Below are 15182 nucleotides of genomic sequence, written 5' to 3'. Positions count from 1 at the left end.
GCCAATGGAATACCTGCGGCCTCGGCGAAGCTGACAATCGCATCGTTGTAGCCTGATACGAAATGCTCGGGATTGATCCCGAAATCCTTGACAAGCCGTTCCATGCCGCGCCCGGTGTGAAGCATCGACAACCGATCAGCATAAGACAGCAGCGTTTCCTCTGCGTCGAAAGGAAGGGCAGGCCAAAGCGTCATCACTGCCCCCATCCGACAGCCTGCAACTCGGCTTTCACAACATCCCATGCCCCACTATCGAAGGGCGTCAGGTCAAGGCCAGAATTGGACTTTCGGTAAATCCGTTCGGCATCTTTGAGGTTGATCTCGTGCCGCCCGCGCTTGATCGCGGCCAGCATCATACTTTTGCCCAATGCCACGCTTTTGCCGACCTGGCCGTGTTCGGCAAACAGAATACGATCAGGCAGCGCATCCTCTTCGGCCACTTGCAGCCCCAAAATCTTTGCGGACTTCATGAAGTTTTTGCCGAAAGTTGCGGCGCCCTTCGACCCAGGGCGGATACCCGCCAAAGAAAACTCGGAGAAACGGCGCAGGGTTTCACCGGTGGGTTCCGACATGATTGCGGTTTTCAGGCTCGGCACGTCGGCGATGATCAGCGCAACGCGGTGTTTCGTCTGCATGATGTGCTTGAGAGACTGTATGGCACCCGGAACATCGCGACCGGGTCAGCTGGCGTACAGGATAAAGAGAAGGCCTTGCTCTCGTTGATTGTTCAAAAGCTGAATGATCTGTTCACAGGCGACCTGAGTGACAATGATCAGTTGTCCTACGCCATGGCTGTGAAGGGGAAGCTTTTGGATAATGAAGTCTTGCTCAATCAGGCTGCAAACAACAAAAAGGAACAGTTTTCGACTTCACCCACCCTGACCAAGGCGGTGCTTGCTGCAATTATGGATGCGTTTGAAACGCATGCAGAGATGAGCAAACAGGCCCTCGAGTCTCAAGTTGTACAAGACGGGCTGAAGGACGCGCTGCTCGGGCCAGGGCAACTCTATGAAGCTTTGAGGGCACGGGCTGCTTGACGTGGAAATGGAGGCAAGGTTCAGGTCGTCGCAACAACAGTGGTCGGAACGGGCGGGAAGCCGACGGAGAAGTTGCGGTATCGCACGCGCAGCAAATCGACAATAACCGCCGTTCACGGGGCCCCATGGGGAACGATACAATGCGCAGTTTGCAGACACGGCGCTCAAGCCGTCGCGCCAGACGCGATCGATGCAGCCGGGGCGAAGCCGACAAACACGCAAGGCCAACGACAAGATTTGGACAGCACCTTGCCGAGGAGGACAAAGGCGGGCTACCGTTAAGCTAGGGCCTGCACTTGGACGCGGCACGTACAGATTCGCAAAGAACATAACGTTGGAGGCGACTACCCCCTACGATAGACGGCTTGGGCAATGAAGAGAGGGAAACATGTGGCCGAAGAAACTTGAGAAATACCGCTCGATTCTAGAGATTAGAGACTACATTAAATCAAAGAAAGTTGAATTTAAACGCAACGATCTTCGCGGCAAAATTAAAATCGCGGTTATAGATGATGATAGCTTCAAGCCAAGGCCCAACCTCGAGAATTACGGATTTCAATTTGACGAACTGCAGGATATTAAGTCCATCGAAAAAATATCCAAATACGATATAGTGATCTGTGACCTAATGGACGTGGGGACGAATTTCGACTCTGCGATAGGTGGGGCGAGCATTATCGGTGAGATTAAACGCAACTACCCCTCGAAATACGTTATCGCATATACCGGGGCTCGCGCAAACAGCCCGGAGTCAATTGCGGCCAAAGAGTATGCCGACGCGCACGTCAAGAAAGATACCGAAATCACTAAGCTGGTCTCTGAACTCGATGAGGCAATTGACTACAGTTTGGACCCGTATGAGAAATGGATTATCACTCGCCAAGGACTAATAGATTTGGATGTCGATCTCCGTGAGGTGGTGAAGCTCGAAGATGCATACGTCCAATCGGTACTGTCGAAGGATGCCAATCTCCAAGGATTCAAATCAGCGATTATTTCTGCGGCGATACCCGGTCACGCCAAGGCTATCGCGCAAAGTCTCGCGGCATCAGTAATATATAGAATTCTGTTTCCTTCATGATTTTCGCACTTCCATGTATCGTTACTCGCGGGCAGGATGACTTTGAGTTCCTCCAAGGGCGGCTTTTTCCCCTCCCCCCGGAATTGTCCACAAATTACCAAATAAAGAAGTATTCAGAGGCTAGAATTATCGGCTGGAGCAGGTGCGACCTAGGATATTGGACTTTTACCACGACTCATGAGACGGGAAGATTCATAGTTCCCGGCCTACATCTTACCGACGCTGAAAGGCCACGAAAAAGGATCCATGGCCATAATGCAATGTTTTCAAAGAGACAGATAGAAGGCTACACAGCCGATTTCTTTGCAGCAATGCGAGACTCAAAGGTGGAGGCTGAAAAGGCGCTTACGTCATTGGTACATGACCTCCGACATCTGTCACACTCTATTTATCACAGCGCGCTGGAGGTGGAGGATTCTTGTCGAAATAGAAATACCGCCCAAGCTTTGGAGAAGATTAAAAGCGTAATCGCATCGCAGGCGATGCTAAAAGTCCGAATCGATTATCTCGACTTTAGCAACTCCGTCGATAGATTTTCGGAAATTGAAGAAATACCGGTTTACAGTCGTGTCGACAAGGTGAAGCGGTGCTTTTCTTCCAATGCAAATAGCAAGAACATTGACCTTCACCTTGTCGGAGAATCATTCCGTCTGGCGAGGGGCCCCAACATACTTGATATTGTGACCTACACGTTCGTTGAAAATGCAATCAAGTACTCTCCGTGTAATCAGCATGTTGAGATCCTTGTTAGTGACACCGACTGCGCAACGCGTGTCTCAGTTTCGTCTCTCGGACCCGCGATCGAGAAGGGTGAGTTACTAGAAATATTCAACAATGGTCAAAGAGGGAAAAACGCTGTGAAGGTGAGGCCGTCCGGAACCGGATTGGGGCTTTCTGTCGCTAGGGATATCATTGACGTTTTTTCGGGGTCTATTGGGGTGACGCCCAGCGGTGAAATTAAGAATGTTGATGGCGTGCCTTTCCAGCGTGTAACTTTCTTCTTTCAGATTCCCACTTCTGGGGAGGACGCGAAGCGCAAGAGTAGGATAGAGAAGTTTCGCTCCCAAAGGCGTAAGGCTCAGATTCTCACTACCTAGTAGCGGGTCTTGGCGAGAGCAGGATTTCGAGCATTGCGGAAATCGGCTGTCAAGAGTCCGATGAAAAGCCGTGTCCGCAAACTTGCTTCTCTCAGTCTTGTTTGCTAGGGTCCAGAATCATTGATCGTCAAAGCCAGAACATGACGGTAGCAGCGAGTGCGACTGCCGAGAGGAAGGTCTTGGCGCATCGGTCGTAGCGGGTGGCAACCCTGCGCCAGTCTTTCAATCGACCGAACATGATCTCGATCCGGTTGCGGCGGCGGTAACGTCGTTTGTCGTAGCAGACTGTCTTGCCGCGCGACTTCCGCCCAGGGATGCAGGGGCGTATCCCTTTGTCTTTCAACGCTTCCCGGAACCAGTCGGCGTCATATCCCCGGTCCGCGATCATCCATTCGGCAGCAGGCAGACTGCCAAACAGGGCGGCGGCTCCGGTGTAGTCACTGACCTGGCCTGCGGTCATGAAGAACTTCAGGGGTCGTCCCTTGGCGTCGGTGACTGCATGCAGCTTGGTGTTCAGCCCGCCCTTTGTGCGGCCGATAAGGCGCCCGCGCTGATCTTCAGGCCCCCCTTTTTCGCCCGCAGGCTCGAAGCCGTGCGATGCGCCTTCAGGTAGGTCGCGTCGATCATGATGGTCTTCTGCTCGGCCCCTTCGAAGGCCAGCCCTTCCATCATCCGGGCGAACACCCCCATGTCGCCCCACCGCTTCCACCGGTTGTATAAGGTCTTGGGAGGGCCATACTCCCGTGGCGCATCGCACCAACGCAAGCCATTGCGATTGATGAAGATTATGCCGCTCATAACCCGCCGATCATCAACCCTGGGCTTGCCATGGATCTTCGGGAAAAACGGCCTCAGCCGCTCCATCTGCTCTTCGGTCAGCCAGTAAAGATTGCTCATCATCACTCCCGTCAGTTCAAGAGATTGAATCACGCAGGAAGAGCGGTCTCAAGCAGATCAATGGGTCCTGACCCTAGGAATTTGCGCTTCACATCCTCTGCGACGGCGCCAGTTATTGCGCTGCAACCCGCACGAGAGCCCGGAATGGGCTGCGACCGCGTATCGCTGCTGCCGGATCGAGTGACCGCTTCGGTGTCCTATGGCGGGAGGGTCGAGTGGCCGGTCAGGGCCGTTCACGCTCCTTGGCAACCCAAAAACACTCTCTGCCGCGCCGCCGCTTCAACATTTCACTCGACCAGAAGGCTCGCCACCTCGGTATCGATCAGCCCCTGCCTGAGAAGGCCTGATACCTGATCCGGCTCGACCTCATGGGGATAGCCGAAGGAAATATCCCGGATGCACGTGTTGCCAACCCTGCCTTGCAGGCGCCGATGGGCATGGCCGCAGAGCCAGAGGTCTGGGGTGTGGGCGCGGATCCAGTCCTCCAGATTGGAGACGAAGAACGGCGACAAGGGGGTGGGTCTGCCGCCGATCACCGGGCTCGGCTGATGATGTGTCACCACGACCGTGCGCCCGGCATGGGGGATTTCCATCTGCCGTTTGAGCCAGGTGAGATGATCCTGATGGGCTGCGCGGAGGTCTTCGGGCTGGACCAGGTCGCCTTTCCCATCGCGCTGGATACGCGAAAAACCCTCCATCCAGCGTGCATCATGCATGGAGCGTTCAGGCCTGCCAAAGAGGCCAAAATCGGTCCACAGCGTGCAACACAGAAACCGGACATCCCCGAAGATCAGTGCCTGTTTTTGAACAAAACGCATGCCCGCGGCGTCCACGACGGCGCGCAATGCCGCGTCTCCATCCAGCCGATGGCCATAATAATCATGGTTGCCGGGCAGGATATGGACCTTGGCCGGATCAATCTGCCGCCCCAGCCAGTTGAGGTAAACCGGCCAGGTTCGCAGCGGATCATCCGCCAAATCGCCCGCAAGGATCAGGGCATCCAGGCCGTGGAGATGCGGAACGAGCTCGGGTGGTGAGACGCTCTCGGACCAATAGTCGAGATGCCAGTCAGAGGTGACGAGAATTTTCATGGGCAGCCTCCTTCGGGCTGCGTATCGGCCCCCCTTTGGGCCTCGGTTTGCACGGCCTGAACCCAAGGCAGCACACCTTCGGCCCGCAGGCTGCGTTGGGCCAGCACCTCCTCGGCCAAGCCGATCAGGGCGGCTTTGTGGGTGCTGAGGATGGTTTGGGCGCGGGCCTCGGCAGCGGTGAGGCGGGCGCTGATCCTGCGTTGAAGGCTGGGTTCGGTCAGCAAATGCGTCTGGGGCGCGTCGAGCCAGAGCAGGCCGGAACTGCCCAAGCCCAAGGTGGTCTCAATCGCCAAGGCAAGGGTGGTGGCTTGCGCGAGATCCGATCCGGCGGAGCCGCCGGACCCGGCGGAGACCTCGCCCAAGATCAGCGCCTCCGCCGCGCGCCCGGCAAGATGGAGGCAGAGGTTGTTTTCCAGATCGCTCAAAAGCCCCGGCACAAGGCTCGGCTGCCGCGCCACCTCACCGCCCTGACGGCTGATCGACATCCGCTCGATGGTGCCCAAGTGCAGCGCAGCCACCACCACCGCATGGCCCGCCTCATGCACGGCATGGCGCCACAGCAGTGCACCCTCTGCGGGGTCAGGCGTCAGCCGCAACTGGTCGCGCAGCAGCGCCAGATCGAGGGGCTTGCGGGTATGGCGTGCCTCAGAGCGGGCGGCGCGGATGGCGGCATCGATGGCGGCCAGGCTTTGCCCCACCGCCTGCCGGGCCAAAGGCTCCAAGCTGTCTTGCGGAAAATCCGCGCCCATATGCTGCTGCAACACCGCCAGAATGGCCGCGGCATCGGGCATCGGCACCTCCAATTTCAGGTCAAACCGGCCCGCCCGAGTAATGGCAGGGTCGATCCGGTCCGGGTGGTTGCAGGCGCCCACCACGATCACGCCGGGCTCCAGCGCGAGCGAGTTCATCTCGCCCAGAAACCCATTGATCACATTTGCGCGGTAGTTTTCGTTATGCCTGTCGCCGGATTTGCGCGACCCCACCGCGTCGATCTCATCGAAGAACAGAAGCGCCGGTGCCGCGCGGCGTGCGGCGGCAAAGCTTTTGCGCATCGCGGCCAGCATTTCGCCCAAATGCCCGGCGGCCTGCCATTCGGCAAAGCTGGCCTTCACGCAGGCGATCCCGGCAGAATTACCCATGGCGAGCGCCAGCCATGTCTTGCCGGTGCCGGGCGGGCCATAAAGCAGCAGGGAATGGCTGAAATCTCCCCAACCGATCTCCCCGCGCCGCCAGGCCAGCAGATCGGCCACCAAGCGCTGCGCGGCATGAAGCGCCGGGCTGTCGGCAAAGCCCGTATCCAAGGTTGGCCCTTCTGGGGCGGGGGCAGTCAAGGTGTGCAACCGCTGGGGCAGATCGCCCCCAAAGCCAAGCCGCAAGGCGGGTACCAGCTGCGCGACCTCCAGCTGAGCCAGAGCCTCCTCGCCCGGGAGAGCATGCAGAAAACCCTCCACATCCGCAGGCCTGCGGCCCAGTGCCGTCAGAAAATCCAACACAATCTGAGCAGAGAGGGGGGCATAGGTCAGCAGCGTGGCACCGGCTTGGAGGAGATGCGCAGGCTGAGCAGCCTCAGTGGGCAGCAGGATCAGAATCGCGCGCGGGAGGTCGAGCGCGAGGTCCAGATCGCGCTGAAACCGCGCAAGGCTGGATTTGGTGACCCCGCCTTCATAGATCGATGGGGCCAAGACCCTCCATTCCGCCTGTGGCAGGACAATCTTGAGCAAAGCCGCCACATCCCCCGCCTCATCGGCGCCAAAGCCGCGCAAAACCGTCACCGCCCCGGCGCGCGTGAGCGGCAGGATGGCCTCGGCAGTGCCAAAACTCGCGGCGAGCCGGAGGCAGATGAGCAGGGAGCGGGCGGGGATCAGCCCGGGCGCTTGGTCTGAAGGATCGTCCTCCTCGGGGTCATCCCATGGGGGGATGTCGCGTTCCGGTTCTGTCGCCGGGGAGGCGAGATGCGCCTTCAGACGCGCGACAAAGGTTGCGGTCAGATCATCGCTCTGTGAGGCCGTGAGGGGGAGTTCGTTGGATTTGGTCATTGGGCGGGTTCCTGGAAAATCGGGCAAGCGCGATCAGCCGGAAAAACCGGTTCTGCGCGGCTGTGTGAAAAGCGGAAAGGAGGGGTTACTGGGCTATGCGTGCCGGGCGCTTTGCGCCTGCCGGAACCGCGAGCCCCAGCAGCACTTCCATGTGCATCTTGGCACCCAATCTTGGCGCCACAGCATGTTGAGGGTCGGAATTGGTCAGCCTGCGGATCATCTGCACACCATCTGTTCTGCCCTCAGGGTTGGCCGAAGAGGGGCAAATGGCAAGGGGGATTTGAGCCCTCAGTGCAAAATCACTTCGAGGTAAGTGCAAGAAAAACAAGAATTATTGGGGGAGTGAGGCCCGGTTTGATGGGCCAAAGCCTTGATCCGACACAAAGCCGAGGAGGCGGATCAAGGCCTGATCCAAAATCCGAAAAGGAGGTTTGCACTGTGATGCCTTGCAGAGCGGCAAGAGCGGTTTCGCCCCTCTCACGCGGCCTGAGCAGCAGCCTGAGGCTGAGTCAGATGTACTCAAGGCCGAATCGTCACAGGTACAGAACAGGGCGAGAAGGTGCGAAAACACGCGCTTGGGGCGACGCCTGCTTACCCAGAAAAATGATGCCACGCTTGCAAGGCGGCGCCATCGGGCAATGCTGGTGCCTTAGCCCTTGGGTCGGTTCCCCGCGCTCAGAGCTGAACAACATATAGAAAGAGCGCCCCTTGGGCGCTCCATATCTTGATTGAGCCGTGGCTTCGCGAGATCCTTGCCCCGATTTCGAGACAACTTTGCTCCGATTTACAATGTTCAATGTGTCCAGGCGCCCTTGCGATTGGTCGCAAAATTCTCGCCATAACCCAGCGGCCGGATGTTCGGCTTGCGGGTCTTGGGTTCCAGCACGATGGCGTCAATCCCATGGGCGCGGGCATAGTCTTCGGCAGCTTCACGGCTGTCAAAGCGCAGCTTCACCTGCGTGGTGGTATCGGTGGTCGAAGTCCAACCCATCAGCGGATCAACTTCGCGCGCCGATGCGGGCGCGAATTCCAGAATCCAGCCCTTGGTCTTGGCGGTGCCTGACTGCATGGCATTGCGGGCGGGCTGATAGATGCGGGCGCGCATGGCTGTCCTCCGGTTCTTGTCCCGCCCTTATTGGCGAAAACAGATCGGCAAGGCAAGCCCGATGCCCTGATTCAGCGCTGATTTTCAAGGGAAAGTCAGGTCTGTCGGCCGACCACTGGGAGTGTGGGTGGGGTGTGTGGTGCAGCCGGCCGACAGTGCGTTGCTTGCCCAGAAACTATGCCAACGTACTTAACGTAAATCAACCAAAAGCTGCGCCAGCCACAGCGCGCAATCCATAAAATTGCAACCACTTCCTTTACCTTAGCGCAGCAAAGGTTAAGCAGCCGTTGATTTCGCCCATGCCCGGGGCTTGCATGGGAACAAAAACAGATCATCTTGAAGGCTGACGAAGGGAATCGCCATGCCGCACAACAACACCAATGCCCTGTCTGAACGTCCCGAAGTGCTGACCCGGCAAAAGCTGGAAGGCGGGCGGCGCTTTGTGCTGCATTCCCCTTTCCAACCCGCCGGTGACCAACCGACCGCCATCGCCGAACTGGCCGAAGGGGTGATGGGGGGTGAACGCAATCAGGTGCTGCTGGGCGCGACCGGGACCGGCAAGACCTTCACCATGGCCAAGATCATCGAGCAAACCCAGCGGCCTGCCATCATCCTGGCCCCCAACAAGACGTTGGCCGCGCAATTATACGGTGAATTCAAGGGCTTCTTCCCCGAAAACGCGGTGGAATATTTCGTCAGCTATTACGACTACTACCAACCCGAGGCCTATGTGCCGCGCTCGGACACCTATATCGAGAAGGAAAGCCAGATCAACGAACAGATCGACCGGATGCGCCACTCGGCCACCCGGGCGCTGCTGGAACGTGACGATGTGATCATCGTGGCCTCGGTGTCGTGCATCTATGGCATCGGCTCGGTCGAGACCTATTCGGCCATGACGCAAGACCTGATCGTGGGGCAGATGTATGAACAGCGGCAGGTGATCGGCGAACTGGTTGCGCAGCAATATCGCCGCAATGATGCGGGCTTTGCGCGCGGGTCGTTCCGGGTGCGCGGCGATAGCCTTGAGGTCTGGCCCGCCCACCTTGAGGATCGCGCCTGGCGGTTTTCCTTCTTCGGGCCAGAACTGGAAAGCATCGTGGAGTTTGACCCCCTCACCGGGGCCAAAACCGATGTGTTCAAGCAAATCCGCATCTATGCCAACAGCCATTATGTGACGCCCCGCCCCACCATGCAGCAGGCGGTGAAGGGCATCAAACTGGAGCTGAAACAACGGCTTGAGCAGCTTGTTGGCGAAGGCAAGCTGCTGGAGGCGCAGCGGCTGGAACAGCGCACCAATTTCGATCTGGAGATGCTGGAGGCGACCGGCGTCTGCAACGGGATCGAGAATTATTCGCGCTATCTGACGGGTCGTGCGCCGGGCGAACCGCCGCCGACGCTGTTTGAATTCATTCCCGACAATGCCATTGTTTTTGCAGATGAATCCCACGTCTCGGTGCCGCAGATCGGCGGCATGTATCGCGGCGACTATCGGCGCAAATTCACGCTGGCGGAACATGGCTTCCGCCTGCCCTCCTGCATGGATAACCGCCCGCTGAAATTCGAGGAATGGGATGCGATGCGCCCGCAATCGGTTTTTGTGAGCGCGACGCCAGCGGCCTGGGAGATGGAGCAGGCGGGCGGGGTCTTTGCCGAACAGGTGATCCGCCCGACTGGCCTGCTGGACCCGGTGGTGGAGATCAGGCCCGTGGACATGCAGGTGGATGACCTGCTGGACGAGATTCGCCGCGTGGCGGCGCAGGGGTTGCGGGTGCTGGTCACCACGCTGACCAAGCGCATGGCCGAAGACCTGACGGAATATTTCCACGAACAGGGCATTCGCATCCGCTATATGCACTCGGATATCGACACGATCGAACGCATTGAAATTCTTCGGGATTTGCGCTTGGGCGCCTTTGATGTGCTGGTGGGGATCAACCTGCTGCGCGAGGGGCTTGATATCCCGGAATGCGGGCTGGTGGCGATTCTGGATGCCGACAAGGAAGGCTTCCTGCGCTCGGAAACCTCGCTGATCCAGACCATCGGTCGGGCCGCGCGCAATGCGGAAGGCCGGGTCATCATGTATGCCGACCGCATCACCGGCAGCATGGAACGCGCGCTGGCCGAAACCAACCGGCGCCGCGAAAAGCAGATTGCTTACAACACCTTGCACGGCATTACCCCTCAGACAGTGAAGAAGAATGTCGAGGATGTGCTGGCGGGTCTCTGGCAGGGCGACACCGATATGGCCAGGGTCACAGCGCAGGTGGAAAAACCCCTGGTCGGATCGAACTTGGCCGCCCATCTGGATGCGTTGCGGCTACAGATGCGCAAGGCAGCGGAAAATCTGGAATTCGAGGAAGCCGCGCGCCTGCGCGACGAGGTCAAGCGGCTGGAAGCCGTGGAACTGGCGGTTGCCGACGATCCGCTGGCCCGGCAATCGGTGATCGAAGACGCCGTGGAAGAGGCCGTCAAGACCCGTGGGCGCAGCACCGCCGGGCGCGCAGGCCAGCGTGGCGGCACGAAACGGCGCAGATAGGCGGACGTTCAGAACACCGCCTGCACGTCATACATCACCGGCTCGAACCCCTTGCACAATTCGTTGATGCGGCGGTTGCGGTCGCGCATTTCGCCGGTGCGCAGCATGGCCAGATAATCCTCGCGCCGCTGCCATTGCGAATAGTTGCAGATCCGGGTCTGGGCATCATTGATATGCAGCCCCGCACCCAGAAAACCGGCCTGGTGGCGGATCACGTTTTCATACGCGTTTACAAGGGCTTCCAGCACATCCTGTGCGGTTCCCGGGGTCACTTCAAAGGTGGTGATGACGGTCTGGCCTTGAAAGCCTGTGGTGATCTCTGGCATGGTTCTGGTCCTCCGCTGGGAAAACTCTAGCAGAAAAACCATGGAAAATCATGCGCTTCATTGACCCTGATCACAGCTTCTTTGCCCGTGCCCCGGTGCGCTGTATCACCGCACTTGCCCCGCTGGCCTGGGCGGTGGTGGAATTGCTTACGGGGTCACCCGGCTGGGCGATCCTGTTTGCGGCTGTCGGAGTTTACGCCTTCTGGGCGCTGATCATTGTTGGCCCTTCGGGCAGGTGACACGCCCCCGCATTGCGCCACTGTCACCCTGCAGGGTGGATGGCACGATGCTGCAGCCGGTCAGTTTCGGGACCAGATCAAACATCGTGGCCCGGATGCGTGGGTGTTCTTCGGGGTCGGCCCAGCCCAGCCGGATCACCTCAACCCGATTGTCCTTCTTGAAAAGCGTATAGCTCCGCCCCTCCACCACGGTATCAAACCGCTGCGCCCCGAACATCAGCGGGCTCGGCTGGGCGCCGCAGGCAGCAAGGATCAGGATCAACAACCAACGCATGTCAGCAATCTGGCGGGCAATGGTAAACCAAAGGTTAACCGCGCCATGCCTGGCAAAGGCCCTGCGGGGCGACTTGACCACCCTGCCGGCTTTCGGCAGAGCTTGGTCAACAAGGGAGACTGCGATGAAGCTCTGGGTCGGGCTCGGCAATCCGGGCGCAAAATATGCGGGAAACCGGCATAATATCGGCTTTATGGCCCTGGACCGGATCGCCGCCGATCACGGGTTTTCCGGCTGGAAGCGCAGCTTTCAAGGCCTGCTGGCCGAAGGCAGGCTGGGCGGCGACCGGGTTCTGCTGCTGAAACCCGAAACCTTCATGAACCTGTCGGGCCAATCTGTGGGCGAAGCCATGCGCTTTCACAAACTGGCACCGGCAGATGTGACTGTCTTTCATGATGAACTGGACCTTGCGCCGGGCAAGATCCGGGTCAAGACCGGCGGCGGCCATGCCGGGCATAATGGTCTGCGCTCGATTCACGGCCATATTGGCGAGGCCTATCACCGCGTGCGGCTGGGCATCGGCCATCCGGGCCACAAGGATGCCGTCGCGGGTTATGTGCTGCATGACTTTGGCAAGGCCGATGCCGACTGGCTGGATGATCTGCTGCGCGGCATCTCGGATGGCGCTGCGGCATTGGCGGGGGACGATTCGGCCCGTTTCCTGAATGCGGTCGCCCTGCGGGTGGCCCCGCCCCGCGCCTCTACCGGGCAGGCCCGGCCCGAGGGCAACATGCCGAAAGCCCCCCCGACGCCGCGCCCGGCCCCCGCAGCGGACGCAACGGAACAGCCCCCCGACACCCGAAGCGCACTGCAAAAGCTGGCAGATCGCTTTCGTTAAGGACAGGATCGCCGCAAGGGAGGACCACCATGCGCCGTTTTCTGAAATTTCTTGCTCTGATCGTGCTGATCATCCTTGCCGCCGCGGTCTGGAAACGCGACGAGATCGCCCGCCTGCATGCCGTCTTGACGCTGTTTGACGATGACCGGATCGTCACCAATTTCAGCCATATGGACGCGGCCTTCCTCACTGTCCCGGTGCCAAAGGGCGATGGACCGGCAATGCCCTTGCCGCAAGGCGCGGCCTTCGCCCTTCCCGCTGCTACCAAGGACTGGATCGTTGAACGGTCTGTGACTGCGCTGGTCATCCTCAAGGATGGGGCGATCCGGCATGAAAGCTATCACCTGGGCACCGGGCCGATGGATCGCCGCATCAGCTGGTCTGTCGCGAAAAGTTTCCTGTCGGCGCTACTGGGAACGCTGGTTGCTGACGGCACCGTGGACCTGGACCGCCCGGCGGTGGACTATGCCCCGCAATTTGCGGGATCGGCCTATGAAGGCGCAACAGTGCGCCAGATCGCCAATATGACGGCGGGCCTGGAATTCGACGAGGATTATCTGAAGTTTTCAAGCGACATCAACAAGATGGGCCGCGTTCTTGCACTGGGCGGCTCCATGGATGACTTTGCGGCCGGTCTGACAGCACGCCGCGCGCCGCCGGGCGACAGCTGGGCCTATGTCTCGATTGACACCCATGCGCTTGGCATGGTGATCCGCGGGGCCTCCGGGCGGTCGATTGTTGATCTCCTGTCGGAACGGGTCATCACTCCGCTGGGGTTGGAGGCAGAGCCCTATTACGTCACCGATGGTTATGGCGAACCCTTCGTTCTGGGCGGCCTGAACCTCATCACGCGCGATTATGCGCGGATGGGCCAGATGTTTCTGGAGGGCGGCCGCGCCATGGGGCGGCAGGTGGTGCCCGAATCCTGGGTCGAGGCCAGCACCAGACCGCAGGCCGAAACCCCAGCCGGGGCCATGGGCTATGGGTATCAGTGGTGGATCCCGCAAGGGGCAGAGCCGGGCGAATTTCAGGCTCAGGGCGTTTATGGCCAGTATGTCTATGTGAACCGCCGCGCTGGCGTGGTGATCGCCGTGAATGGCGTGGACAAGGGCTTTACCGCGCCTGCAGTTGAGGCGCAGAATATCGCCATGTTCCGCAGCCTTGTGGCTGCGCTGGAGGCTGCGGATGGCTGACAAGGAAGCTTCGGTCAATGTGCTGGGTACGGCCCTGGAACCCTGTTCCACGGCGCCGATGACCGGGTTCTGGCGCAATGGCTGTTGCGACACCGGGCCAGCCGATGCCGGTCGTCATACCGTCTGTGCGGTGATGACGGCCGAATTTCTCGCATTGTCCAAGTATCTGGGCAATGACCTGTCCACGCCCCGGCCCGAATTTGGCTTTCCCGGCTTGAGGCCGGGCGATCAATGGTGCCTGTGCGCCAGCCGCTTCCTGCAGGCCCATGATGAAGGCGCGGCCCCAAAGGTCAGGCTGGCCGCAACCCATATCCGCACGCTGGATATCGTTCCGATGCAGGCCTTGCGCGACGCCGCGATCGATTGAACGGCCGGGCGCGCCGATCAAATGGCGCGCAGCGGCTTTTTTTCCGGCAGTTCGGCGGGCCGCTCCTGCTGCTGCAGCGGGCCATCTTCGCGCATGAGTTCTTCGATGAACAGGCTCAGCAGTTGCGGGCGACCGGTCACCCCGGCCTTGCGGTAAATCGCATTGGTCTGCGCTTTGACCGTGCCTTCCGATGTCGCCCGCAGCGCGGCAATCTCGGCGGTAGACATGCCCTTGATCGCAAACAGCGCCACATCGCGTTCAGCGGGCGTCAGCCCCCATTCGGCGAAGCGTTCGGCCAGAATTTCGCTGAAGGCCCCCGAAGCACGCCGGAGCCGCGCCTCGGCAAGGTTGCGTTCATGCAGGGCATGGCGCAGCGCCAGTGTCCCAAGGATCAGGCCCAGCATCAGGCCAAGCGCCGCGCCGATTTCGAACATCTCGCGCACTTGCCAATCGATCGGCACCGTATGCAGGCCAAGCAGCGACGACAGGATATCCAGAATGAAATAGGCGGCGCAAACCAGTTGCAGGGCCAGCAAAAGCCCCAGTCCAACCGGCCCGCGGGTCAGAAACCGGCGCAACCTGCCGGCGGGTGGCATGTTCATTGGCTGACCCCCATCGACGGTTCTGCGACCTTGCCGTCCACAGTGCCTGACCGGTCGATGATACTGCCCGAATCGCCCGCGACTCCCACCTCTGCCCCAAGTGACTCGGGCGTGCCGCCTGTGCTTGCGCTTCCGGATTTGCTGCTTTCTGCCCGACGTGGTTCGGCCTGATAGTCGCGCAGAATTTCGCCAGTCGTGGGATTGATGACAATCTCGCGTTCGGCGGAATTGACCACCGCCACGATCCTGACCCGTCCAAGCCAGGTTCTGTTCACCTTGATCTGGCGATAGCCCTGATATTCCAGTTGGGCCACAATTTCCTGCACGGCAACGGGCAGCGTTTCGGCCTGCGCCGGTTGCACCAGCCCCAGCGTGAGGGTCAGAAGAAGTGGGGCGAGCAGGTGTCTCATGTTACTCTCCAAAGGCAGGCGCGCGGGATTAGGCACCGCGCCCCCAAGAAA

Annotated in this window: 17 protein-coding genes; 8 read left to right on the top strand and 9 right to left on the bottom strand. The window is 59.7% G+C overall.

The features are described 5' to 3' along the window. Positions 1 to 193: 193 nt before the first annotated feature. Positions 194 to 634 carry a hypothetical protein gene (locus V6590_RS05175; protein WP_335420549.1) on the bottom strand — a complete coding sequence of 147 codons (441 nt, stop codon included), beginning with the start codon at positions 632 to 634 and terminating at the stop codon, positions 194 to 196. A 3-nt stretch (positions 635 to 637) separates the two neighbouring features. On the opposite strand from V6590_RS05175, the gene V6590_RS05170 reads away from it, so the two are divergent. From V6590_RS05170 to V6590_RS05160, 3 genes are all read left to right on the top strand, one after another. After that, on the top strand, positions 638 to 1036 hold the full coding sequence (locus tag V6590_RS05170) for a hypothetical protein (protein WP_335420547.1): 399 nt from the start codon (positions 638 to 640) through the stop codon (positions 1034 to 1036). A gap of 388 nt (positions 1037 to 1424) precedes the next feature. Then, complete coding sequence (locus V6590_RS05165; protein ID WP_335420544.1) at positions 1425 to 2117, top strand: response regulator; 693 nt, start codon at positions 1425 to 1427, stop codon at positions 2115 to 2117. After that, positions 2114 to 3214 (top strand): sensor histidine kinase, encoded by a 1101-nt coding sequence (locus V6590_RS05160; RefSeq protein ID WP_335420541.1) that lies wholly within the window; start codon positions 2114 to 2116, stop codon positions 3212 to 3214. The genes V6590_RS05165 and V6590_RS05160 overlap by 4 nt, the downstream gene beginning before the upstream one ends. A gap of 127 nt (positions 3215 to 3341) precedes the next feature. On the opposite strand, the gene V6590_RS05155 is transcribed toward V6590_RS05160, so the two are convergent. The 4 genes from V6590_RS05155 to V6590_RS05140 form a co-directional block, all read right to left on the bottom strand. Continuing rightward, a protein-coding gene (locus V6590_RS05155; RefSeq protein WP_335420538.1) for an IS5 family transposase occupies positions 3342 to 4111 on the bottom strand; the annotation gives its coding sequence in 2 pieces (ribosomal slippage) (positions 3342 to 3775 and positions 3775 to 4111; 771 coding nt in all). Positions 4112 to 4398: 287 nt separating this feature from the next. Continuing rightward, positions 4399 to 5202, bottom strand: coding sequence for a metallophosphoesterase (locus tag V6590_RS05150; protein WP_335420535.1), 804 nt, complete (start codon positions 5200 to 5202; stop codon positions 4399 to 4401). Further along, positions 5199 to 7238, bottom strand: coding sequence for an AAA family ATPase (locus V6590_RS05145; protein WP_335420533.1), 2040 nt, complete (start codon positions 7236 to 7238; stop codon positions 5199 to 5201). Before V6590_RS05145 ends, V6590_RS05150 begins: the two co-directional genes overlap by 4 nt. A gap of 793 nt (positions 7239 to 8031) precedes the next feature. Next, complete coding sequence (locus V6590_RS05140) at positions 8032 to 8343, bottom strand: ETC complex I subunit (protein ID WP_335420528.1); 312 nt, start codon at positions 8341 to 8343, stop codon at positions 8032 to 8034. A 361-nt stretch (positions 8344 to 8704) separates the two neighbouring features. Here V6590_RS05140 and uvrB point away from each other — a divergent pair, with 361 nt between their 5' ends. Then, a complete protein-coding gene (gene uvrB / locus V6590_RS05135; RefSeq protein WP_335420527.1) occupies positions 8705 to 10882 on the top strand; it encodes an excinuclease ABC subunit UvrB in 2178 nt (725 codons plus the stop codon). 8 nt (positions 10883 to 10890) lie between these two features. Here uvrB and V6590_RS05130 read toward each other — a convergent pair whose 3' ends face one another. Beyond that, positions 10891 to 11208 carry an antibiotic biosynthesis monooxygenase family protein gene (locus V6590_RS05130; protein WP_335420524.1) on the bottom strand — a complete coding sequence of 106 codons (318 nt, stop codon included), beginning with the start codon at positions 11206 to 11208 and terminating at the stop codon, positions 10891 to 10893. Positions 11209 to 11258: 50 nt separating this feature from the next. Here V6590_RS05130 and V6590_RS05125 point away from each other — a divergent pair, with 50 nt between their 5' ends. Continuing rightward, the gene (locus V6590_RS05125) at positions 11259 to 11447 is read left to right on the top strand and encodes a hypothetical protein (RefSeq protein WP_335420521.1); all 189 of its coding nucleotides are present in this window, start codon (positions 11259 to 11261) and stop codon (positions 11445 to 11447) included. On the opposite strand, the gene V6590_RS05120 is transcribed toward V6590_RS05125, so the two are convergent. Beyond that, positions 11422 to 11721, bottom strand: coding sequence for a hypothetical protein (locus V6590_RS05120; protein WP_335420517.1), 300 nt, complete (start codon positions 11719 to 11721; stop codon positions 11422 to 11424). The genes V6590_RS05125 and V6590_RS05120 overlap by 26 nt on opposite strands. A gap of 124 nt (positions 11722 to 11845) precedes the next feature. Between V6590_RS05120 and pth the strand changes: the two genes are divergently transcribed. Genes pth through V6590_RS05105 form a run of 3 tightly spaced genes read left to right on the top strand, consistent with a single transcriptional unit; the run spans position 11846 to position 14119 of the window. Beyond that, on the top strand, positions 11846 to 12559 hold the full coding sequence (pth, locus tag V6590_RS05115) for an aminoacyl-tRNA hydrolase (protein WP_335420515.1): 714 nt from the start codon (positions 11846 to 11848) through the stop codon (positions 12557 to 12559). A gap of 29 nt (positions 12560 to 12588) precedes the next feature. After that, on the top strand, positions 12589 to 13752 hold the full coding sequence (locus V6590_RS05110; protein ID WP_335420511.1) for a serine hydrolase domain-containing protein: 1164 nt from the start codon (positions 12589 to 12591) through the stop codon (positions 13750 to 13752). Beyond that, entirely contained in the window at positions 13745 to 14119 is a 375-nt protein-coding gene (locus tag V6590_RS05105; protein WP_335420509.1) for a DUF2237 family protein, read from the top strand. Before V6590_RS05110 ends, V6590_RS05105 begins: the two co-directional genes overlap by 8 nt. Positions 14120 to 14136: 17 nt before the next feature. Here the strand turns inward: V6590_RS05105 and V6590_RS05100 are convergent, their stop codons facing one another. Beyond that, positions 14137 to 14721: a helix-turn-helix transcriptional regulator gene (locus V6590_RS05100; protein WP_335420507.1), complete on the bottom strand. Its 585-nt coding sequence runs from the start codon at positions 14719 to 14721 to the stop codon at positions 14137 to 14139. Next, on the bottom strand, positions 14718 to 15131 hold the full coding sequence (locus V6590_RS05095; protein WP_335420504.1) for a hypothetical protein: 414 nt from the start codon (positions 15129 to 15131) through the stop codon (positions 14718 to 14720). The genes V6590_RS05100 and V6590_RS05095 overlap by 4 nt, the downstream gene beginning before the upstream one ends. Positions 15132 to 15182: the final 51 nt, after the last annotated feature.

The organism is Gemmobacter denitrificans, from assembly GCF_036964905.1.
GTDB lineage: Bacteria > Pseudomonadota > Alphaproteobacteria > Rhodobacterales > Rhodobacteraceae > Gemmobacter > Gemmobacter denitrificans.
This window is presented reverse-complemented; position numbering and strand designations above follow the sequence as displayed.

Excerpts from the sequence above, each read along its gene's own strand:
- V6590_RS05145 (WP_335420533.1), bottom strand. The coding sequence starts at position 7,238 with ATGACCAAATCCAACGAACTCCCCCTCACGGCCTCACAGAGCGATGAT.
- V6590_RS05130 (WP_335420524.1), bottom strand. The coding sequence starts at position 11,208 with ATGCCAGAGATCACCACAGGCTTTCAAGGCCAGACCGTCATCACCACC.
- pth (WP_335420515.1), top strand. The coding sequence starts at position 11,846 with ATGAAGCTCTGGGTCGGGCTCGGCAATCCGGGCGCAAAATATGCGGGA.
- V6590_RS05175 (WP_335420549.1), bottom strand. The coding sequence starts at position 634 with ATGCAGACGAAACACCGCGTTGCGCTGATCATCGCCGACGTGCCGAGC.
- uvrB (WP_335420527.1), top strand. The coding sequence starts at position 8,705 with ATGCCGCACAACAACACCAATGCCCTGTCTGAACGTCCCGAAGTGCTG.
- V6590_RS05105 (WP_335420509.1), top strand. The coding sequence starts at position 13,745 with ATGGCTGACAAGGAAGCTTCGGTCAATGTGCTGGGTACGGCCCTGGAA.
- V6590_RS05100 (WP_335420507.1), bottom strand. The coding sequence starts at position 14,721 with ATGAACATGCCACCCGCCGGCAGGTTGCGCCGGTTTCTGACCCGCGGG.
- V6590_RS05120 (WP_335420517.1), bottom strand. The coding sequence starts at position 11,721 with ATGCGTTGGTTGTTGATCCTGATCCTTGCTGCCTGCGGCGCCCAGCCG.
- V6590_RS05160 (WP_335420541.1), top strand. The coding sequence starts at position 2,114 with ATGATTTTCGCACTTCCATGTATCGTTACTCGCGGGCAGGATGACTTT.
- V6590_RS05150 (WP_335420535.1), bottom strand. The coding sequence starts at position 5,202 with ATGAAAATTCTCGTCACCTCTGACTGGCATCTCGACTATTGGTCCGAG.
- V6590_RS05110 (WP_335420511.1), top strand. The coding sequence starts at position 12,589 with ATGCGCCGTTTTCTGAAATTTCTTGCTCTGATCGTGCTGATCATCCTT.
- V6590_RS05095 (WP_335420504.1), bottom strand. The coding sequence starts at position 15,131 with ATGAGACACCTGCTCGCCCCACTTCTTCTGACCCTCACGCTGGGGCTG.
- V6590_RS05125 (WP_335420521.1), top strand. The coding sequence starts at position 11,259 with ATGCGCTTCATTGACCCTGATCACAGCTTCTTTGCCCGTGCCCCGGTG.
- V6590_RS05140 (WP_335420528.1), bottom strand. The coding sequence starts at position 8,343 with ATGCGCGCCCGCATCTATCAGCCCGCCCGCAATGCCATGCAGTCAGGC.
- V6590_RS05165 (WP_335420544.1), top strand. The coding sequence starts at position 1,425 with ATGTGGCCGAAGAAACTTGAGAAATACCGCTCGATTCTAGAGATTAGA.